Annotated in this window: 19 protein-coding genes and 1 tRNA gene; 9 read left to right on the top strand and 11 right to left on the bottom strand. The window is 68.0% G+C overall.

The features are described 5' to 3' along the window. Nucleotides 1–35 precede the first annotated feature (35 nt). Nucleotides 36–1,300, bottom strand: a protein-coding gene (locus tag CGU34_RS04500) for an IS3 family transposase (protein WP_100813234.1) whose coding sequence is annotated in 2 segments (ribosomal slippage) — nucleotides 36–949 and nucleotides 949–1,300 — 1,266 coding nt in all. Because the reading frame shifts where the segments join, the coding sequence is not laid out codon by codon here. A 43-nt stretch (nucleotides 1,301–1,343) separates the two neighbouring features. On the opposite strand from CGU34_RS04500, the gene CGU34_RS04495 reads away from it, so the two are divergent. Beyond that, on the top strand, nucleotides 1,344–1,718 hold the full coding sequence (locus CGU34_RS04495) for a YdeI/OmpD-associated family protein (RefSeq protein WP_232711536.1): 375 nt from the start codon (nucleotides 1,344–1,346) through the stop codon (nucleotides 1,716–1,718). 12 nt (nucleotides 1,719–1,730) lie between these two features. On the opposite strand, the gene CGU34_RS04490 is transcribed toward CGU34_RS04495, so the two are convergent. Beyond that, entirely contained in the window at nucleotides 1,731–2,993 is a 1,263-nt protein-coding gene (locus tag CGU34_RS04490) for an APC family permease (RefSeq protein WP_100813406.1), read from the bottom strand. Between the two features lie 50 nt (nucleotides 2,994–3,043). On the opposite strand from CGU34_RS04490, the gene CGU34_RS04485 reads away from it, so the two are divergent. Then, nucleotides 3,044–3,463: a DUF5684 domain-containing protein gene (locus CGU34_RS04485; protein ID WP_100813405.1), complete on the top strand. Its 420-nt coding sequence runs from the start codon at nucleotides 3,044–3,046 to the stop codon at nucleotides 3,461–3,463. Nucleotides 3,464–3,524: 61 nt separating this feature from the next. On the opposite strand, the gene CGU34_RS04480 is transcribed toward CGU34_RS04485, so the two are convergent. Further along, nucleotides 3,525–4,928 (bottom strand): DEAD/DEAH box helicase, encoded by a 1,404-nt coding sequence (locus CGU34_RS04480; RefSeq protein ID WP_036300154.1) that lies wholly within the window; start codon nucleotides 4,926–4,928, stop codon nucleotides 3,525–3,527. Nucleotides 4,929–5,271: 343 nt separating this feature from the next. On the opposite strand from CGU34_RS04480, the gene CGU34_RS04475 reads away from it, so the two are divergent. From CGU34_RS04475 to CGU34_RS04460, 4 genes are all read left to right on the top strand, one after another. Then, nucleotides 5,272–6,381, top strand: a complete 1,110-nt coding sequence (locus CGU34_RS04475; RefSeq protein WP_100813404.1) for a fatty acid desaturase family protein — start codon at nucleotides 5,272–5,274, stop codon at nucleotides 6,379–6,381. 87 nt (nucleotides 6,382–6,468) lie between these two features. Continuing rightward, nucleotides 6,469–7,137: an asparagine synthase gene (locus CGU34_RS04470; protein ID WP_232711535.1), complete on the top strand. Its 669-nt coding sequence runs from the start codon at nucleotides 6,469–6,471 to the stop codon at nucleotides 7,135–7,137. Nucleotides 7,138–7,234: 97 nt separating this feature from the next. Beyond that, nucleotides 7,235–7,307, top strand: a tRNA-Arg gene (locus CGU34_RS04465). 109 nt (nucleotides 7,308–7,416) lie between these two features. Beyond that, nucleotides 7,417–8,082: an SDR family NAD(P)-dependent oxidoreductase gene (locus CGU34_RS04460; protein ID WP_100813403.1), complete on the top strand. Its 666-nt coding sequence runs from the start codon at nucleotides 7,417–7,419 to the stop codon at nucleotides 8,080–8,082. Between the two features lie 28 nt (nucleotides 8,083–8,110). Here CGU34_RS04460 and CGU34_RS04455 read toward each other — a convergent pair whose 3' ends face one another. Both CGU34_RS04455 and CGU34_RS04450 read right to left on the bottom strand, forming a co-directional pair. Continuing rightward, complete coding sequence (locus tag CGU34_RS04455; RefSeq protein WP_100813402.1) at nucleotides 8,111–9,865, bottom strand: DEAD/DEAH box helicase; 1,755 nt, start codon at nucleotides 9,863–9,865, stop codon at nucleotides 8,111–8,113. A 74-nt stretch (nucleotides 9,866–9,939) separates the two neighbouring features. Next, the gene (locus tag CGU34_RS04450) at nucleotides 9,940–10,641 is read right to left on the bottom strand and encodes a hypothetical protein (protein WP_100813401.1); all 702 of its coding nucleotides are present in this window, start codon (nucleotides 10,639–10,641) and stop codon (nucleotides 9,940–9,942) included. 109 nt (nucleotides 10,642–10,750) lie between these two features. On the opposite strand from CGU34_RS04450, the gene CGU34_RS04445 reads away from it, so the two are divergent. Then, complete coding sequence (locus CGU34_RS04445; RefSeq protein ID WP_100813400.1) at nucleotides 10,751–11,962, top strand: carbamoyl-phosphate synthase large subunit; 1,212 nt, start codon at nucleotides 10,751–10,753, stop codon at nucleotides 11,960–11,962. A gap of 9 nt (nucleotides 11,963–11,971) precedes the next feature. On the opposite strand, the gene CGU34_RS04440 is transcribed toward CGU34_RS04445, so the two are convergent. Together CGU34_RS04440 and CGU34_RS04435 are read right to left on the bottom strand one after the other, a co-directional pair. After that, on the bottom strand, nucleotides 11,972–13,129 hold the full coding sequence (locus CGU34_RS04440; RefSeq protein WP_100813399.1) for an alpha/beta fold hydrolase: 1,158 nt from the start codon (nucleotides 13,127–13,129) through the stop codon (nucleotides 11,972–11,974). A 21-nt stretch (nucleotides 13,130–13,150) separates the two neighbouring features. After that, entirely contained in the window at nucleotides 13,151–13,492 is a 342-nt protein-coding gene (locus tag CGU34_RS04435; RefSeq protein ID WP_100813398.1) for a hypothetical protein, read from the bottom strand. A 113-nt stretch (nucleotides 13,493–13,605) separates the two neighbouring features. Here CGU34_RS04435 and glsA point away from each other — a divergent pair, with 113 nt between their 5' ends. Continuing rightward, nucleotides 13,606–14,544 carry a glutaminase A gene (gene glsA, locus CGU34_RS04430; protein ID WP_100813397.1) on the top strand — a complete coding sequence of 313 codons (939 nt, stop codon included), beginning with the start codon at nucleotides 13,606–13,608 and terminating at the stop codon, nucleotides 14,542–14,544. Here the strand turns inward: glsA and CGU34_RS04425 are convergent, their stop codons facing one another. Continuing rightward, entirely contained in the window at nucleotides 14,545–16,038 is a 1,494-nt protein-coding gene (locus CGU34_RS04425; RefSeq protein WP_100813396.1) for a CoA-acylating methylmalonate-semialdehyde dehydrogenase, read from the bottom strand. A gap of 26 nt (nucleotides 16,039–16,064) precedes the next feature. Continuing rightward, nucleotides 16,065–17,210 (bottom strand): zinc-binding dehydrogenase, encoded by a 1,146-nt coding sequence (locus tag CGU34_RS04420; protein WP_232711534.1) that lies wholly within the window; start codon nucleotides 17,208–17,210, stop codon nucleotides 16,065–16,067. Nucleotides 17,211–17,462: 252 nt separating this feature from the next. Here CGU34_RS04420 and CGU34_RS04415 point away from each other — a divergent pair, with 252 nt between their 5' ends. Next, complete coding sequence (locus tag CGU34_RS04415) at nucleotides 17,463–17,927, top strand: Hsp20/alpha crystallin family protein (protein ID WP_036297696.1); 465 nt, start codon at nucleotides 17,463–17,465, stop codon at nucleotides 17,925–17,927. Between the two features lie 65 nt (nucleotides 17,928–17,992). Here CGU34_RS04415 and CGU34_RS04410 read toward each other — a convergent pair whose 3' ends face one another. Both CGU34_RS04410 and CGU34_RS04405 read right to left on the bottom strand, forming a co-directional pair. Continuing rightward, complete coding sequence (locus CGU34_RS04410) at nucleotides 17,993–18,427, bottom strand: MarR family winged helix-turn-helix transcriptional regulator (RefSeq protein WP_100813394.1); 435 nt, start codon at nucleotides 18,425–18,427, stop codon at nucleotides 17,993–17,995. A 237-nt stretch (nucleotides 18,428–18,664) separates the two neighbouring features. Then, the gene (locus CGU34_RS04405) at nucleotides 18,665–20,134 is read right to left on the bottom strand and encodes an IS1182 family transposase (protein ID WP_036294992.1); all 1,470 of its coding nucleotides are present in this window, start codon (nucleotides 20,132–20,134) and stop codon (nucleotides 18,665–18,667) included. Between the last annotated feature and the right edge of the window lie 81 nt (nucleotides 20,135–20,215).

Raw genomic sequence — 20,215 nt, 5'->3', positions numbered from 1 at the left:
GGGCCTTGCCCCCGGTTCTTGGACACGGGGTGGGATTATGCCGCTATCGGTAGCGTAGCGGCGGTGAGTTCGGCTTCGAATGCGACGGGCGCGATGTAGCCGAGGTAGGAGTGGCGGCGGGTGTTGTTGTAGCGCACGAGCCACCGGAACACCTCGCGACGGCAGGAGGCCTCGTCGGCGAACACGGCCCGGTCTTGCAGGACCTCGCGCTTGAGCGTCGCGTTGAACGCCTCCGCGAGGGCATTGTCAGCGCTCGTGCCCACCGCGCCCATGGACTGTGTCACGCCGAGCCGCTTGCACAGTCCCGCGTAGGCCTTGGAGGTGTAGACCGATCCGTGGTCCGAGTGGAACACGGACCCGGTCAGCCTGCCGCGGGTCAGCCTCGCCGAACGCAGCGCATCTTCGACGAGCTCGTTGCGCATGTGGTCCGCGACCGCCCACCCGGCCAGCCGTCTCGAGCAGCAGTCGATCACGGTCGCCAGATACAGGTTCTGCCCGTCAGCCAGCGGCAGATAGGTGATGTCGCCGACATACCGCTGGTTCGGCGCCTCGGCGGTGAAGTCCCGTTTCAGCAGGTCGGGGACGACCTGTCCCGACGGCTCGGGGACGGTGGTGCGCACCCGCCGCTTGCGCTGGTACCCGTGGATCTCGTTGTCTCGCATCACGCGGGCGACCCGCTTGCGGTTGACCCGCTCGGACGGCGCGGCGCCGTCATTGAGCTCGGCGGTGATCCGTGGCGCGCCCATCGTGTTGTCGCCTTCGTGGACGGCGCGGATCCGCCCCGCCAGAACGTCGTCCTCCGCGGCGCGCGCCCGCCGGGCGGCGGCGCCGGCCCGCCATGCGTAGAACGAGGACCTCGTGATCTCGACGAGCTGACACAACCGCTTCACCGGGTAGGTGGCTGAGAGGTCCTCAACGAACTGGAAGCGGTTCACCAGTTCGTCTCCCCCGCGAAATACTTGGCCGCCTGCCGCAGGATCTCACGCTCGGTGACGAGCTTGACCTGCTCGACCTCCAGCTGCGCGACCCGCCCCTCCAGGCGTGCGATGCGCTGCGCGGGCGTCTCATCCGCCCCCGCATCCGCCGTCGGCGAGGTCGCCGACGCCTTGAACGGGCTGCGCGCGGCGGTGCCGTCCGCAGCCGTCTTCCGGCCCGTCCCGTGCCGCTCCAGCCACAGCCGCAACGTGCCGCGCTCGATCCCGAGATCAGCGGCGATGCCACGCACCGTCGCCCCGGGAGTGGACTCGTACAAGTCCACGGCCTGCCGCCGGAACCCGTCGGAGTAGTTCTTCCTAACCATGATTCTGATCATCTCGCTTCCCCAGCAAAATGCTGGATTCAGCGTGTCCAAGAACTGGGGTCAGGGCCCCGGCAAGCGGCCAGCCGTGATCGTGACCGTCAACGGCTTCGAATACCGGAGCACCGTTGCTGTGATGGGCGGTCGCTACCTGATCCCCTTCAGCTCGGATAAACGCGCGGCGACGGGCCTGGCAGGCGGCGACGCGATCGACGTGAGACTCGTTATCGATGCGGTGCCTCGCACTGTCGAGGTGCCCGCGGACCTCGCCACCGCATTGGAGGCGGCCGGATTGCGGTCCGTGTTCGATGCTCTTGCGCCCAGCGCTCGCAAGGCGCACGTGAAGTCGGTCGAATCGGCGAAGGCGCCCCAGACGCGGGCACGCAGGATCGAGTCGATTCGGCTCAAGCTCGGCTCGTGAAGCGCGCTGGACCTACAGCGACCGGCGACGCCTGAGCTCGAGCACCACCAGTCGCCCGACGATGCCGACAAGGATGACGGCCGCGCCGCCGATCACGGCGGTCAGCGGAAGTGTCAGGGCAAGGATGCCGCATCCGACGCCGCCGAGAACCTGCAGGACGCGGGGGAATCGGCGCTTCTCGCCGCGTTGCCGGAACGCCGCCGCATTCGCGATGAAGTAATAGATGAGAACCCCGAACGATGAGAAGCCGATCGCGCCGCGCAGGTCGACGGTCGCGACGGCCACGATGACGACGATCGCAATCACAATCTCGGCGCGGTGCGGCACGCGGTAGCGGGGGTGGATAGCGGCGAGGTAGCGGGGCAGATCGTCCTCTCGTGCCATCGCCAGGGTCGTTCGACCGATGCCGGCTATCAGCGCGAGCAGCGCGCCGAGCGATGCGGCCGCCGCCCCGAAACGGACGATCGGTTGCGCCCATGCCCACCCGGAAGCGGCCGCGGTCTCGGCGAGAGGTGCTTCGGCCGACGCCGTTGTATCGGGACCGAGCGTCGCGAGAACAGTGACAGCGACGACGGCGTAGACGACGAGCGCCAGCCCGAGGGCGAGCATGATGGCTCGCGGAATGTTCTTGGCGGGATCGCGCACCTCTTCGCCCATCGTCGCGATGCGCGCGTATCCGGCGAACGCGAAGAAGAGCAGACCGGCGGATTGCAGGATGCCGTAGCCGCTACCCGTCCAGAGGTCCAGGCCGGCGAGGCCTTCGGTGCCGGGGGTGCTCGACCATCCTGCGGCCACAACAACGGCCAGAGCGAGCAGAACAATGACGACCAGCACGCGCGTGAGCTGTGCTGTGCGGGTCACGCCGAGCAGATTCACGATTGCCAGGGCCGCCACGGCAGCGATGGCGACAGGCCGTTCCCACCCCGGGGGAGCGGCGTATGCGGCGAACGTGATCGCCATTGCCGCACAGCTCGCCAGCTTGCCGATGATGAATGCCCACCCCGCAACGAAGCCCCACCACGGACCGATCTCGGCCCGGCCGTAGGCGTACGTTCCTCCCGAGGTGGGGTGGGCGGCGGCGAGCTGAGCGGATGCGGCGGCGTTGCAGTAGGCGACGAACCCGGCGATCGCGAGCCCGACCAGCAGGCCTGCACCCGCCGCCTCGGCCGCGGGTGCGAAGGCGGCGAAGACCCCGGCACCGATCATCGACCCGAGACCGATGAACACCGCGTCGCCGAGGCCAAGACGACGCGCGAGCGTGGGCGGGGAAGTCACGGCGCAGACTCTAGCGGGTAGAGGTGTCGCGGAACCCCTAGCATGTGGCCATGACCTCACAAAGCGTGACCTCACAAAGCGTGACCTCGCAGATCGTGACCTCGCAGATCACCGACCAGGCCGACCTCACCGCGCTCTATACGATTTCCGGTGTTTGGGGGCTGATCTGGTACATCATCCTGGCCATCGCGCTCTGGCGCACGTTCAGCAAGGCGGGCTGGCCCGGCATCCTCGCGATCATCCCGATCGTGAACATTTTCATTCTCGTGAAGGTCGGCGGGATGTCCGCGTGGCTCGGCCTTCTCTACATCATCCCGATCGTCAATTTCATCTTCGCGATCGTCGTGGCCGTCAAGGTCGGCAAGAACTTCGGACACGGCGGTGTCTTCTCGTTCTTCCTGCTGTTCCTCCTGCAGCCGATCGGCTACCTGATCCTCGGCTTCGGCAAGTCGGAGTACCGCCAGGTCTGACGCACGGAACGCGAAACGGCGGGGCGCCCGAGGGTGCCCCGCCGTTTCGTTTGATCTGAGCTCAGCCGCGCGAGCCGGTCGAGTAGGAGCGTCCGCGCGAGCCGCCGCGGCGTCCGCCGCCGGCTGCGGGACGGGCCGAATCGCCGTGGGCGCCGTCACCGCGGGGCGCGCGGTTACCGTCGCCACGGGCTGCGGCGGGACGGCCGCCACCGTTACCGCGACCCGACGCGCCACGGGGGCGCTGCGGGGCGTGGGTGCTTGCGACGATCGGCGCGGGCTTGACGTAGGCGGCGGTATCGCCGACCAGCGTCACGACCCGGGCATCGTCCGCACGCACCTTCTCGAGCGGTGCGGCGATGTGGGCCTTGCGCAGCAGGTCGGTGACATCGCGACGCTGGGCTTCGAGCGTGACCGTCACGACGGTACCCTCGGCGCCGGCGCGAGCCGTGCGGCCCGAGCGGTGCAGGTACGCCTTGTGCTCGACGGGCGGGTCGACGTGCACGACCAGCTCGACGTCGTCGACGTGGACGCCACGTGCGGCGACGTCCGTCGCGACGAGCACGCGCACGCCACCCTTCGAGACATCGGCACCGAACGCGGCGAGGTTGCGCTCGCGCGCGCCCTGCGCCAGGTTGCCGTGGAGGTCGACGGCGGGGATGCCCGCCGCGGTCAGCTGCTTGGCGAGCTTCTTTGCCTGGTGCTTGGTGCGGGTGAAGAGGATGCGACGGCCGGTGCCGGACGCCAGACGCTGCACGAGCGCCGTCTTCTCATCGGTGCCGTCGATCACGAAGACGCGGTGGATCATCTCGCCCTGGGGCACGCTCTCGTCGTCGACTTCGTGACGGACCTCGTCGCGCAGGAACCGACGGACGAGGCTGTCGACACCGCGGTCGAGCGTGGCGCTGAACAGCATCCGCTGTCCGCCCTGCGGGGTCGCCGCGAGGATGCGCGTGACACCGGGCAGGAAGCCGAGGTCAGCCATGTGGTCGGCCTCGTCGAGCACGGTGATCTCGACACGGTCCAGACGCACGACGCCCTGCTTCATGAGGTCCTCGAGGCGGCCCGGGCAGGCGACGACGATATCGACACCGTTGCGGAAAGCCTGCTCCTGCGGCCGCTGGCTGACGCCACCGAAGACGGTGGTGACGCGCAGGCCGACGGCCTCGGCGAGGGGGATGAGGGTTGCGGCGATCTGCGTCGCGAGCTCGCGCGTCGGGGCGAGGACCAGGCCGCGAGGCTGGCCCGGGTTACGGCGAGCGGCCGATGCGCCGCTCAGGCGGGCGATGAGTGGCAGAGCGAACGCGATGGTCTTGCCGCTGCCGGTGCGGCCGCGGCCGAGCACGTCGCGACCCGCGAGGGAGTCGGGAAGCGTGTCGCGCTGGATGGCGAAGGCCTCGGTCTTGCCCGAGGCTTCGAGGACGGATGCGAGCTGCGCGGGTACGCCGAGCTCAAGGAAAGTAGACATGGTTGTGCTTTCGGGTGAAGTGCGCACCGAAACATGAGGCCGGTGAAGGCCCGAGAGAGGCGCGAAGTGGGCGACGGCGCAGGATTGCGCATCGGTTCGCCGTTCGTGTAGAGCCACGGCCGAGACGGCCGGGAAGCGTCACGACGACGCAGGCGGAATTAACCGCCTCCGCAACACTAACACGCGCCCGCAATGTCTATCGCGTGACAGTCACCTGGACATCCCCCCAGCATTCTCGGATCGGCATGAATGGGTGCGTAGTGTGGGCGACAGCGTTCGGCACCTGCCGTTGGCACAGGCCCAGGCCCACAACCTTGTGGGCTGCCGATCGATGAGGTGAAGCATCTCTACTATTGCTCCCCCCGCAGCCCAGCTTGGGCCCGTACGTCAGACGTACGCGAAGTCAGACACGTATCCGAACCTCACCCGTGCGTACACCGAGGTGTCACAGGTGGTTCGCGAGACCGGGTTGCTGGCTCGGGCGCCCAAGTTCTACCTGCTCGTCGGGTCGGCGCTGTTCGTCGCTCTCGCCGCGTGCGGCGTCGCCTTCGTGCTCCTCGGTGACAGCTGGTTCCAACTGATCGTCGCAGCGGCGCTCGGCATCATCCTGACGCAGATCGCCTTCCTCTCTCATGAGGCCGCCCACAAGGCGATCTTCACCTCCGGCAAGGCGAACGACCGCCTCGCCAAGATCCTCGGCAACGGGATCGTCGGCATGAGCTACTCCTGGTGGGGTTCGAAGCACACGCGCCACCACGCCAACCCGAACCGGATCAGCCGCGACCCCGACATCGAGATCGACACGATCTCGTTCGTCGAAGAGGATGCGGCCAAGGCATCCGGTCTTCTCGGCTTCATCACGCGTCGCCAGGGCTACCTGTTCTTCCCCCTCCTCGCGTTCGAGGGAATCAACCTCCACTACCTGAGCATCAGGCACCTGGTCACGACGCCGGGCGTCAAGGGCCGCTGGTACGAGCTCACTCTTCTGGCGATTCGCTTCACCGTCCTCTTCACGATCGTGTTCTGGTTCCTGCCGCTCGGCATGGCCTTCGCGTTCCTCGGTGTTCAGCTTGCGGTCTTCGGTATCTACATGGGTGCGGCGTTCGCGCCGAACCACAAGGGCATGCCGATCATCGATAAGGACGCCAAGCTCGACTTCTTCACCAAGCAGGTCCGCACGTCGCGCAACGTGTCGGGCGGCTGGTGGGCCACCTGGCTCATGGGCGGTCTGAACTACCAGGTCGAGCACCACCTGTTCCCGAGCATGGCTCGCCCGCACCTCGCCAAGACGCGTGAGATCGTGCGCGACCACTGCAAGACGCTGGACGTGCCCTACACCGAGACAACGCTGCTGCGCTCGTACGGCATCGTCATCGCCTACCTGAACCGGGTCGGTCTGTCGGCTCGCGACCCGTTCGATTGCTACATCGTGGAACGATTCCGCAAGGTCTGATCGTTTCGACCGATGGCGCCGGGGATTCGTCCTCGGCGCCATCGTCATGTGTCGGGCGATCCGGCTAACCTCGAACCGGGAGGGGACGTGGGCCCGAAAGCCTCACCGGCGAAAAAGTCCGACGACTCGGTAGTCGTCGCGGCTCCGCCTGCGCGCCCGAAACTCGCCGAGATCGTCTCGGAGGGCCTCTACATCGCCTCCGCCGCGATCAGGTTGTCGCTGAAGAACCGCATCCTGATGGACACGATCGGCGGCGGCGCCGGGTACGACGTCGACAAGTTCATTCCCGATGCCCGTGCCGCACTTCTCGCGCTCGCCGACGAAGCTGATGCCGCCGCCGAGCGCATCAGGAAAGAACGCAAGGACGCGTGGCGTCGATTCAGCGACCCGGACAGCACGCACGACTACGGCAGCCGCGATGTGCGCAACCTCCGTCGACGCCGACGTCAGTCGCAGCGCGTCGCAAAAGAGTTGCGTGCACGCGCCGAGGACGATCAGGGGTTGCGCCGGCTGGTCGAGGCTGCGCGTGATGCGGCCTGGGGCGAGTTGGCCGAGAACATCGACCGCAGCTTGCGGGTCGAGGCCGCGCGACCCGACCTCGAGCCCGACTATGCGACCATGCGCGAGGCGCGCATGCAGGCGCTCCGGCTCGTCGATCTGAGCAAGCTCTCGTCGGTGCAGCGGCAGCGTCGCGCGACCGAGGCGGAGCGTGCCGACAGCGTCGACGACGACCGACGGGACCAGGACACCGCGTAGACCCCGCGCAGACGGGGCACGATTCGCGGGCGCCTCGCGCGTGGGGTATCCTGGACGCTGGTCTGCGCGGGTCTTCGGATGCCGCGGGATCAGGATCGCGCTCGTAGCTCAATGGATAGAGCATCTGACTACGGATCAGAAGGTTGGGGGTTCGAGTCCCTTCGAGCGCACACTGTGTTGAGACAGTGAAATACCGAAAGCCCGCGGATTCCGCGGGCTTTCGTGTTTGCTGCCGCGCTCTCGCTGCCCCACCCTCGAGCCGTTCAGTACCCTCGGATGATGCCTCTCGCTCTCGTTACCGGCGCCGCGCGCGCGAACAGCATCGCCGCAGGCGTCGTGCCCCGACTGGTCGCCGACGGCTGGCACGTCGTGACGAGCGACCTGGACGCGGGAGACCACCCCTGCGATCTCTCGACGGCGACGGGACCCGACGACCTCATCGCCCGCGTCGCCGCCGAGCACGGACCCATCACCGCGCTCGTCCTCAGCCACGCGCACGATGTCGAATCCGGCATCCTCGACACGACCGCCGAGAGCTTCGACCGCCACGTCGCCGTCAATGCCCGTGCTGCACTGCTGTTGATCGCCGCGTTCGCGCGACAGGTACCCGAGGGTGGCGGCGTGATCGTGGCCTTCACCAGCGATCACACCACCGGCAACCTGCCCTACGGCGCCTCGAAGGCGGCGCTCGATCGCATCGTCATCTCGGCGGCACGCGAGCTCGGTCCCCTCGGAATCTCCGCGAATGTCGTCAATCCCGGACCGATCGATACGGGATGGATGGACCAGGGCGTCCGCGACGCCCTCACCCCGCACCAGCCGATGGGAAGGCTCGGGGTACCCGGCGATATCGCGCCCGTGGTGTCTTTTTTGCTGTCGGACGAGGGGCGCTGGGTCTCGGGCCAGCTCCTCAACACGGACGGCGGTTTCTCGGCCCGCTACTGAAGCCGGACCCCGACCCGAAACGGACCGATCACTGACGCGGCGGGCGGTCCTCGCGCTTTGCGGATCCGGCGAAGCGGTCCGGCTTCAGCTCGATGAGCTTGCCGCTGATACGGGTGTTCTCGAGGCGCTTGAGGGTGTCTCGCGGGAGGTCGGCCGGCAGCTCGACGAGCGAGAAGTCCGGGCGGATCTGGATGGCGCCGAAGTCCTCTCGGCGAAGTCCGCCCTCGTTCGCGAGCGCACCGACGATCTGGCGCGGCTCGACCTTGTGCCGGCGCCCCACGGCGATCCGGTAGGTCGTTCGCGCACCACCGCCCGTTCGAGCGCCGCTACGGGGGCCACGATCGGAACGTTCGTTGCGGTCACGCCCACCACGCTCGGGACGGTCCTGCGAATCCCGCGCGAAACGAGGCTCGGGTGCGGCATCCGGGTCGAGCAGCAGAGGCGTGTCGCCCTGTGCCACGACGGCGAGGGCCGCCGCAACGTCCGCCTCGGGAACGTCGTGGTGCTCGACGTAGTGCGCGACGATGTCGCGGAACAGCCCGATCTGTGCCGGATCCGCGAGGGCGGTCGTGATCGCGTCGTCGAACCGGGTCAGGCGCGTCGCATTGACGTCGTCGACGCTCGGGAGCTTCATCTCGGTCAGTGGCTGGCGCGTGGCTCGCTCGATCGAGGTCAGCATGCGGCGCTCGCGCGGCGTGACGAAGCTGATCGCCGCGCCCGTGCGTCCCGCGCGGCCCGTGCGGCCGACGCGGTGGACATACGACTCCGTGTCGATCGGCAGGTCGTAGTTGACCACATGGCTGATGCGGTCGACGTCGAGACCTCGGGCCGCGACATCCGTTGCGACCAGGATGTCGAGCTTGCCGCTCTTCAGCTGATTGACCGTCCGCTCGCGCTGCGCCTGGGCGACGTCCCCGCTGATCGCGGCGGCGGTGTATCCGCGGGCCCGCAACTTCTCGGCGAGCGTCTCGGTCTCGTTCTTGGTGCGGGTGAAGACGATCATGCCCTCGAAGTTCTCGACCTCGAGGATGCGGGTGAGCGCATCGACCTTCTGCGGGTACGACACGATCAGATACCGCTGGGTGATGTTCGCCGAGGTCGTGGTCTTGGTCTTGACCGTGATCTCTTCGGGGTCGTTGAGGTACTGGGCCGAGATGCGACGGATCTGCGCCGGCATCGTCGCCGAGAACAGGGCGACCTGCTTGGTCTTGGGGGTGTCAGCCAGGATCGTCTCGACATCCTCGGCGAAGCCCATCTTGAGCATCTCGTCAGCCTCATCGAGCACAAGGTACTTCAGCTCCGACAGGTCGAGGGTGCGCTTCTCGAGGTGGTCCATGATGCGGCCGGGGGTACCGACGACGATGTGCACGCCGCGGCGGAGCGCGGAGAGCTGCTGGCCGTAGCCCTGTCCGCCGTAGACCGGGAGAACGTGCACGCCGCGCAGGTGCGACGCGTACTTCTCGAACGCCTCGCACACCTGCAGGGCGAGCTCGCGGGTGGGGGCGAGCACGAGGGCCTGCGGAGTCTTCTGCGAGAGATCCAGTCGAGACAGGATCGGCAGGGCGAACGCAGCGGTCTTTCCGGTTCCGGTCTGAGCGAGGCCGACGACGTCGCGGCCCGCGAGGAGCGGGGGGATCGTGGCGGCCTGGATGGCGGAGGGCGTCTCGTACCCGACATCCTTCAACGCCTTCATGACCGCGTCGTCGAGACCGAGGTCGGCAAATGTGGGCTCCGGACGGGCAGGCTCTGCCTCGACGGTGTCGTTCTCGTTCAGGTCGACCATGGTTTCGACGGTAGTCCCCCAACGGTTCCGCCGCGACTTGGCGCATCGCACGCGTGCGCCCGGGGACCGCCACGCTAGCGGGCAGCGAACACGGCCAAACCGATGAAGACCAGCCCCCCGGCCCCGAGCAGCGCGGCCGACGCCCACCGATAGTCGCCGTGCGTGAGGCGTGCGTACAGCTCGGTGACACGACCCGAGAGGGTCGGAAACCGGGACCAGGTCCAGGTGAGGACGAGGAACGGGCCGACCAGCGCGATCAGGAACACGACGTAAGCGGCGATGCGCAAACCGATGTGCTCGGTCAGCCCTGCGGTCACGCGCCCCGTCATGTACATGATGGGCAACGTCGTGAACCCGATCACCGCACAGCTCAGACCGAGCGGAAAGTAGCTGATCGCCGCGGCATTGTGCGCCCGCGCTCGCACGGGTCGAACGGGACGCGTCGGAACGCGGAGCACCCAGCCGACGACCACTGCCGCCAGGACCAGGAAGATCGCCCCGACGGTCGCGTCCACCGCGCGGCTCAGTAACGCCGTATCGACGTCGCCCCGGATCGCAAGCACGAGGTTCGTGGGATCGAAGGTCTGCAGGAGCGCGAAGAGCACGGTCGCGCCGGTCGCGAGCCCCGCGACCATCCAGCTCATTCGGGCGGCAACGTGCAGGTTGCGGGCGAGCATGTCGGCGGTCGCGCCGTAGAGCGCGGGGTTCAACCCCATCGTCAAACCGAAGCCCACGAGAGTCGACAGGGCGACGACCCACCTGGCCAGATCGTGCACGCCGTGATCTCCCGCCCACTATCGCTCGCAGCCCGGGGGCGTCGCTCGCTCGTCTCAGCAGCGTAGCCGTAGGGTGGGCTCACCCACTTCCCCGCCGAAAGGGCGATTGATGCGCGTATTGGTCACGAGTTCGAGGAACACTTTCGCGCTGGATGCGATCCGGAAGCTGGGGTCCACGGATCACACGGTCGTGGCGAGCGACACGTACGCCGGTGCGGTGGGGAGCCACTCGAAGTATCTCGAAGCGCACGAGGTGACCGCGTCGCCCCGGTTCGAGACCGACGCGTTCATCGACGACATCAACCGCATCGTCGAGAAGTACGACATCGACGTCATCCTGCCCACATTCGAGGAGGCGTTCTACCTCGCGGCACGCAGGGCCGACCTCGCGGACGGCGTTCGGCTCTACGCCGGAAACTTCGACAAGCTGGCGCGTTTGCACGACAAGGCGAGCTTCCAGCGTCTCGTCGCGGAGGCGGGAGTTCCTGTCCCGGAAACGGTCGTGGCGACGGACGATGCGTCGCTTGCCGAGGCGATCTCGCGCTTTCCTCGATTCTTCGCGCGCGCCGCCTTCTCCCGCGGGGGTGTGGGCCTGCTCACCAATACCGGACCACTCGCCGGAAAGGTGGAGGCGAGCGACTGCCACCCCACGCCCGACCAGCCCTGGTTGGTTCAGCCGTTCGTCGACGGCCCGATGATCTGCACGTACAGCACGATCGTCGATGGTCGCGTCACCTCCCACTGCACCTATCGTGCGCCCGAGCAGTGGGCGCACAGCACGGGCATCACGTTCCTCGCGATCGACAGCACCCGCACGCTCGACTACACCCAGCGGATCGTGGACGCACTCGACCCGGGGTTCACTGGGCAGCTGTCGTTCGACTTCGTGGACAACGACGGTGAGCTCTTCGCGATCGAATGCAACCCGCGTCCGACCAACGGGATCATCCTGCTCGGCGCGGAGGAGTTCTCGCGGGCCCTCGTCGGCGAGGGCGACGCGGTAGTGGTCGTCGAGCCGGGCGTCGAACGAGAGGTGAAGCTCGCCGTGCTGGCCGACTGCTTCGCCGAGCCTCTGAGCCATCTTCCGACCTCGCTCCACGATCTGATTCACGTGCGGGACGTCGGATCGCAGTGGCACGACTCCATCGCGATGATGTGGAGCCCGGCGACGCTGATCCACGGCGCGAAGCTCAGCCACGGCGACCGCAAAGAGCTGCTCGCGGCGCTCGGCGACGACATCGTCTGGAACGGCGAGCCCATCGCGGGGATGACCGAGGCGGATGCCGAGGCGCTCGAGGCCGTCCACGAGCAGCGGATCTAGCCGGAGCGGTCAGCGCCAGGCGGTCTCGAGGCGGGCCATTGCCCCGAGCGCCCGTGGTACCAGGCCCGCGATGCCGGGGCGGGGCAGCGCATTCAGTCGTGGAGCGAGGGCCGGCAACCGGTCCGTCGTTCCATTGGCGAGATGCCGCATCGCGTTGAGCAACGGTGCCGGATGCGTATCGAGGGCACTGTGGCCGTTCTCCAGGTCGATGACGGTCGCGTCGGGCAGGTGAGCCGCAAAGCGCTGGGCGGCGGCGGGCGGTGTGCGCAGGTCTCGGGAACCCACGAGAAGCACGACCGGCCAGGTGAACGAGCGGGCCGCGCGGAGCAGATCGAACGGCTCATGAGCGAAAGGTGGGAACCGCTGCGCGAGCGGCGCGTAGGTTCGCGCCGGATCGAGCGGGTGTCCGTCGGGCGTCGCCCCATAGTCGAGCTCGCGGAATCCGATCGCTCCGGCGATCTCGAACTCGTAGAAGTACGGGATGCGTGCGATCGATTCCCCTCGTCCCGCGTACAGTTCGAGCGACCTCCACGCGGGGCTTCTGGCGCGCGCGAGGCGTCCGGCGAGGAGCGGCCGAAGCAGGTCATCGCCACCCAGTTCGTAGGCCCCGCGAATCACTTCGAGCAGATGGGTCCCGCCCCGCCCATCGTCTATCAGGCGACGGACCGACCGCGCGACATCCGTGTCGGCGTCCCAGAACAACTCGCGCAGCCGCCGACGTTCGACGGCGAGGTCGCTTGTCGACTGCAGCGCCGAGTCGAGGATCATGCCCGACACCCGGTCGGGATGGCGCGCGCCGAAGGACGACGCAAGGTAGCTGCCGTACGACGAACCCACGATGTGGGCCGAGCGCACGCCCTCGCGATCCAGCACCGCGGCGATGTCGTCGACCACGGCGGTGACCCACATCGCCGAATGGGGGAGCACCCGGCCCGATACGTCGCGGCGGGAATGCCCGACGCCGCGGTGCTCGATCATGATGACGTCGAGACGGCCGCGGGCCGCCCGTCGCCGCAGGGCTCGATACGGCTGGATCGACGCCAGCCCCGGGCCCCCCGGAATGACGACGAGCGGAGTATCCGTTCGCTGCCCCGACCTCGTGTACGCGAGACGGAACGCGGGCGCATCGTGCGTTGCCGGGCGCAGTATCCGCTGGATGCGTGTCACGTCCCGAGCGTAAGGGGTGGGCTAGATCTCGTCGATGCCGGGGACGCCGTGGGGGATCTCTTCGGGCTCGGCCGGCTGTGCCCTGGGCCCGACTCGAAGCAGATTGATCTTCTCGCGCATGTACGAGATCGCTTCGGGGTTCGCCGGCGGTTGCAGGGCGGAATGCGTCGACTCGGCTATGAGGTTGGATGCGGCGTTGAGGACGAAGTCCGCCTCGACATCATCGCCGTCCTGACCGACTCCGCAGATACGAACGGTGTCGGCCGACTGCTCGGCACCCAGCAGTGCCGCGTACTCGACCAGGCAGTCGGATGTCGCGTCGTCGATGAGGATCGTGCGATCGGCGAATGAGATGCGTTTCACACGTTTCATTCTGCAAGAAAAGGAGATTCGTGTCGGGGCCTTGACATGCACCGTGGGAACACAACAGTACGGTAACGGCCATGGCCAGAGCGACGCGTGACAGTCTGGGAGCTATGCCTTCACGTCGCGACGCCCGCACCTACGACCTCAAGGACCTGCGCGACCGTGTCATGCGTGAGAGTGGTGGTGCGGTGGATGACAGCATCCCTCAGCTCGCCGAGGCCGACCCGGAGCTGCTGGGCATCGCGATGGTGATGCCCGACGGATCCGTCCGAACGACCGAGCAGGCCGATGTCGCGTTCAGTGTGCAGTCCGCCGTCAAGCCGTTTCTGTTCGCCCTCGCCCTGCTCGACACCGATGGCGAGGTGCTCGACCGCATCGGGATCGAACCGACGGGCGAGGCCTTCGATGCGATCAAGCTCGAGAGCGGTACGGGGCGTCCCCCGAACCCCATGGTCAACGCGGGTGCCCTGCTGACCGCGGCGGTCGTCGACGGTGACGGTGTCGAGGGGCGGAACGAACGCATCCTGCGCGGTCTGTCGGCATTCGCCGGGCGCGAGCTCACCGTCGACGAGGATGTCGCGCGAAACGAGCACCTGCTGGGGGACCGCAATCATGCGCTCGCGCACCTGATGCGTTCGGAGGGCACCCTGCGGATCAGTGCCGACGACGCTGTGGCGGTTTATGCACGGGCATGCGCCGTGCTCGTCGACGCCGAAGCGCTCGCCGTGATGGGTGCGACGCTCGCGTTCGGCGGGGTGAACCCGGTCACCGGCAAGCGCGTCGTCCCCGCCGCAGTCGCGCGCGATGTCGTGTCGGTCATGGCCACGTGCGGTGTGTACGACGGATCGGGACGATGGATGCGCCGGGTCGGCATCCCCGCGAAGTCGAGCGTCTCGGGCGCGATCGTGCTTTCGGTGCCCGAGACCCTCGGCGCCGCGGTCATCAGCCCGCCCCTCGACGAGCAGGGGACGAGCGTCCGCGGCAGCAAGGCCTGCGACCTGCTGAGCGCCGAGCTCGACCTGCACGTGTTCGGGTCGCTCGGCGACTGATCAGGTGTTCTGCGGGAACCCCAGGTTGATGCCGCCGTGGCTCGGGTCCAGCCAGCGTGCCGTGACCGCCTTCTCTCGCGTGAAAAAGTGGAATCCCTGTCGGCCGTAGGCCTTCGAATCCCCGAACGCGGAGGCCTTCCAGCCGCCGAACGAGTGGTACGCGACCGGTACCGGAATTGGCACGTTGACCCCGATCATCCCGACCTGGATCTCGTACTGGAAGCGCCGGGCGGCACCACCGTCGTTCGTGAAGATCGCCGTACCGTTGCCGAACGCGCCCGAGTTGATCAGCTCGACGCCCTCTTCGTAGGTCGCGACGCGCACGATCGACAGCACCGGCCCGAAGATCTCCTCGATGTAGGCAGCCGATGTGGTCGGAACCCGATCCAGCAGGGTGGGGCCGAGCCAGAAACCGCCGGGCGCTCCGTCGGGAACGACACCCCGACCGTCCACCACGATCTCGGCGCCGTCGCTCGCCGCCACGTCGATGTACCCGGCCACCTTGTCGCGGTGCTCGCGGGTGACAAGGGGGCCCATGTCGCAGCCGCGGCGCCCGTCGCCGATGCGGAGCCCGGCCATCCGCTCCGAGATCTTCTCGATCAGTGCGTCGGCGACAGGTTCCACCGCGAGGACGACCGAGATGGCCATGCAGCGCTCGCCGGCCGAACCGAAGCCCGCGTTGACCGCCGCATCGGCGACGAGGTCTAGGTCGGCGTCGGGCAGCACGAGCATGTGGTTCTTCGCGCCGCCGAGCGACTGCACGCGCTTGCCGTGGCGCGCGGCCGTTTCGTAGATGTAGCGCGCGATCGGGGTGGACCCGACGAACGAGATGGACGCGACATCCGGATGCTCCAGCAACGCATCGACCGCGACCTTGTCGCCGTGCACCACGTTGAACACCCCGTCGGGTAGCCCGGCCTCGGTCAGAAGCTCCGCCATCCACATCGCGGCGGACGGGTCCTTCTCGCTCGGCTTGAGGACGACGGTGTTACCCGATGCCAGGGCGATGGGGAAGAACCACATCGGCACCATGGCCGGGAAGTTGAACGGGCTGATGATCGCCGCGACGCCGATGGGCTGGCGGAACGAGTAGACGTCGACGCCCGTCGAGGCGTTGACGGAGTAGTCGCCCTTCAGGATGTCGGCGAAGCCGAGGGCGAACTCGAGAACCTCCTGGCCGCGGGCGATTTCGCCGAGCGCATCCGAGACGACCTTCCCGTGCTCGGCCGTGATGAGCTCTGCCAGTTCGGGCTTGCGCTGCTCCAGCAGTTCGCGGAACCGGAACAGGATGGCCTGGCGGCGCGCGATCGATGTGTCGCGCCAGGCGGGGAATACGGTCGTTGCGGCCGTCACGGCAGCGTCCACGTCGGCAGGCTCGGCCAGCACGACGGCGCCGCTCTGCTCGCCCGTGGCGGGGTCGTAGACGGTGCCGAGTCGGCGGTCATCGGAGTCGTGGCGCTCGCCATTGATCCAGTGCGGGATGCGCGTGGTCATTGTTCTCGTTTCGTTCGTAGATCGGGTCAGTCCATGACGACGACGGCGCGTCCGGTGATCTCGCCCCGGGCGAGGGCCTGATACGCGGCATCTGCATTGTCGAGGGTGTAGCGGCGCGTGACAAGGCGTGCGGTGTCGAACCCGCCGGCCGCGGCAATGTCGACGACAGCGGGCAGGTCCTCGCGTGTGCGCGCACCGAACGATCCGGTGATCGTGTAGCCGCGGCGAACGAGTGGGGTGATCTCGACCTCGGCGGCCGCGTCGCCGGCCGCGATGCCGATCGCGACCATCCGGCCCCCGTCGGCGAGCAAGCCGATCGCCTGTCGGAAAGTGGCGGGGTGACCGAGCGCCTCGAAGGCGACGTCGACACCCAGACCACGACCCAGACCGCCGGTGATCTCGCGGACGGCGGTGGCGGCATCCGTCTCGCGCGAGTTGACCGTGTGCGTCGCGCCGAGGGCCATGGCGGCCTCGAGTTTGTCGTCGGCGACGTCGATCGCGATGATCGGGTCGGCGCCCGCGGCGCGGGCCATCTGAACGACTCCGCTGCCCACGCCGCCGACCGCGACGATCGCGACCGCTTCGCCCGGTCGCACATCGCCCGCGCGGTGCACGGCACCGTACGCGGTGAAGGCGGCGCATCCGAGGACGGCGGATGTGACGGGGTCGAGGTCGTCCGGCAGTCGCGTCAGCGCGGTGATCGGCACGACGGCGTATTCGGCAAGCCCGCCCATCGAGTACATGGCGAGGAAGGAGCCATCCGGCATCGAGAGGCGGCTCTCGCCGTCGTACAGCGTGCCGTTCAGTCGGTTCTGCCCGAAGAACTCCGCGCACAGGTCGTCACGCCCGCGGGAGCAGGCGGGGCAGTCGCCGCAGGGCATGATGAAGGCCCCGATGACCGTGTCGCCGATCGCGAGTCCCATGGCCGGGGGAGTGTCGTCACCGAACGCGACGAGCGTGCCGCTGATCTCGTGGCCCATCACGGCCGGCCGCGGAAAGCGCACCTCGCCCTTCATGACATGCAGATCGGTGTGGCACACGCCGCACGCGATGACCTTGACGAGCGCCTCTCCCGCCCGGGGCACGGGGCGGGGAACCTCGAGGATCTCGAGCCCCGGTCCATCCGCGCGCAGCACGGCGGCTTTCATCGTCCGGGGCGCTGTGGCAGTCATGGTGATCCTCGACGTCATCGTTCAGGGGCTCGTGTTCGCAAGCATGGCAAGTTCACCACGGGCCGGGCAAGGGACATCGGTGCGGTTGTCGCTGGATGAAAACGTCCGCGTCGCGGGATCGAATTATTGGCACTCTCATACGTCGAGTGCTAATCTTTGATTGTTGAGTCGAGTCGGCTCAACTCCATCAACTCCATATCGAACCCGTTCATCGCCGGACGCGAATCCGGCGCAACAAGGAAGGACACCACCATGGCGACATACGACCCGTTCCGCGACCTCGACCGCCTCGCGACGAGCCTTCTGGATGCGCGGCGAGGCCCCCGTCGCATGCCGATGGACCTCTACCGCGATGGCGACCACTACGTGCTGACCGCCGATCTGCCCGGGATCGACCCGGGGTCGGTGGACATCGACGTCGACGGCCAACTGTTGACGATCCGCGCCGAGCGCACCCTTGCGGCCGGCGACGGCGTCAAGTGGATCACCCGCGAGCGTGAAGCGGCGAGCTTTTTGCGGCAGCTCAACCTCGGTCAGGGAGTCGACACCGACCGCATCTCTGCGAGCTACAACAACGGCGTGCTGTCGGTGACGATCCCCGTCAGCGAGCGCGCCAAGCCACGCAAGATCGAGGTGGCGACGGATGCCGATGCTTCCGTCATCGCAGCGCGCGAGTCGGGAGCTGACTCCTCGGGGCCGCAGCTCATCGAGCAGTAGTCAGAACCGCGTGTACAACGGATGCCGCGCCCTCCGGGGTGCGGCATCCGTCGTTTGCGGCGTGCTCAGTCGGTCGTTTCGCGCAGTTTCGCCGTCAGGCCGCGGAGCGCTTCGAGTTCGTCGTCGCTGAGCCGGGACATCCGCTCGGCGATCGTGCGTGCGTGCTGCGTCGCGACGGCGCGAAAAGCGGCCGCACCCGCCTCGGTCGCGCGGACGAGCGCACCGCGACCGTCATCGGGGTCGGCGCATTTGGTGACCAGGCCGCGGACCACCATGCGGTCGACGAGGCGAGAGACGGACGGCTGGCTGACGAGCATCCGTGCGGTCACATCGCGCAGTCGCGCGGTCATCTCGGGTCCGCGTGTCACGGTCAGCAGCACGTCGTACTCGCCCTGTTCGAGGCCGGTGCCGCGGAAGTCGCTGCTGATCTCGGTGAACACCTCGTGCTGCGCGCGGAACAAACTCTCCCACGCTTCAACGGCGAGGCGGCGGTTCGTCATGCCGTACAGGCTACTTGTCCGCGGCCGGTGGCGGGCGGGTCGCGGAGTGCCCGTGTCTAGGTGCGCGGGTCAGAATCGGGTGGCGTGGCGCGCGGCGTTGACTCTGGCATCGCGCGCTGACGGTCGCGAACGGGAACGGGCGGGCCGTTGCGGTGTGAGAGCGTGCGGGATCGCACGGCGAGGGGCTCGTGGCGACTGTCGGTGCGTGCTGTGACGCCCAGGGACCCCTGGGGAGGCCTATGCGGGCGCCAGCCCGGCGGCTGTAGCGACGCGGAGCTTGCGGAGGTTGTGGCAGATCGTGTGGAGTAGCCATTCGCCTTGGGCGCCGGCGAGTCCGCGTAGCCGGAGCTGTCCGGCGTTTTGCCGGGTCTTCATCTGCCCGAACGCGGGTTCAACGATGGCTTTGCGGCGCGCGTAGTCGGTGCGGCCCTGCTCGGTGCGCAGCGCGTGCGCCATCCGCTCCCGCCGGCTCGCGTCCTCTGGGGCCGGGTCCGGGGCGCCGGCGGTAGGGAAGCTCTCGCCGTGACGTTGCCGTCCCGTCGCGATCAACACCTGTGCGTCCAGATCGTCGGCGGCTTCGAGGTTGGCTTCCGAGCAGTAGCCCGCGTCAGCGAGGACGACCTCTGGGGAACGCTCGATTCCTGCCGCGTCGAGGTTCCGTAGGGTCTGCTCGGCCATCGGGACGAACTGCTGGATATCGGTGGCCTGCTGGGTGACCTCGGCGCTCAACACGATCTGGTGGCCCTCATCGACAACGGCCTGCGCGTTGAACGCGTAATCGAAGCCGCGGACCGTCTTCATCATCCGCGCCTCAGGATCGGTGAAATTGCGTTGCGCTTTCGGCTTCGGCGCCGCCGTGTCCACCGCAGTCGCGACGGCCGCGTCGGCCTGCTCAGGGGGCTGACCGGCGGCGTCGGCCTTCTTCCGCGCCACGGCTGCCGCCTTCTCGGCGGCGTCGGCCTCGATCGCGTCCTTCGCGGCACGTAGTTTTGCCAGGCGCCCCTCACGGCGGGCCAGCTCCGGGGCGACCTCGTCCCCGCGCCGGTCCTGGCCGAACTGCTGATCCTCGGCCTCATCGACCGCCTCCGCCTCGGCGAGCAGCGCAGCGACCTCGGCTTGGAGCTGATCGATCTTCGGCACGATCCGGTCATAGCTCATCGCCTTATGCCGCGACGCGTTCGCAGCCAGCTTCGTGCCATCCAGCGCGACCCGCCCCAACCGCACCAGCCCCGCCTCCGCGCAGACCCGCAGCACCTGCAGGAACAACCCCGGCAGGGCATCCAGGTGACGCCGACGAAACCGGGCCAGCGACCGGTAGTCGGGCGCCTGGTTGCCCGACAGCCACCGGAAGGCGATATCGCGCTTGCAGCGCCGCTCCAACTCACGAGACGAGGTCACGCCCGTCGCGTACGCGAACAGCAGCAGCTTCAACATCATCCGCGGGTCATACGGAGGCGCACCCGAGGCGGACGCGTACGACGCGTAGACCGGCGTCAGATCCAAGAGCTCTTCGACGACCTCGGAGATGAACCGGGCCTCATCATCCTCGTCCAGCCAGTCATCCAGACTCGGCGGGAGCAGGAAACACTGCCCCTGGTCATACCCACGGAACGTCTTGCCCGCACCCGCCGGTGCAGCCGATCCCGGCGCCCGCGCCTCACCCGGCTCGACCTCGAACAGACCCTCCAGGCTGGCAGTCACCGTCATGAATCGATTCTCCCAGCACCCCGCGCTATCCACCGGATTCACCCCGGCGCGTTAACGGAAGGATCTGACCCACGCACCTAG

It is taken from the genome of Microbacterium lacus (assembly GCF_002812805.1).
Classification (GTDB): Bacteria; Actinomycetota; Actinomycetes; order Actinomycetales; family Microbacteriaceae; genus Microbacterium; species Microbacterium lacus_A.
The sequence above is the reverse complement of the archived record's forward strand: the minus strand, read 5'-3'. Positions and strand labels throughout refer to the sequence as shown.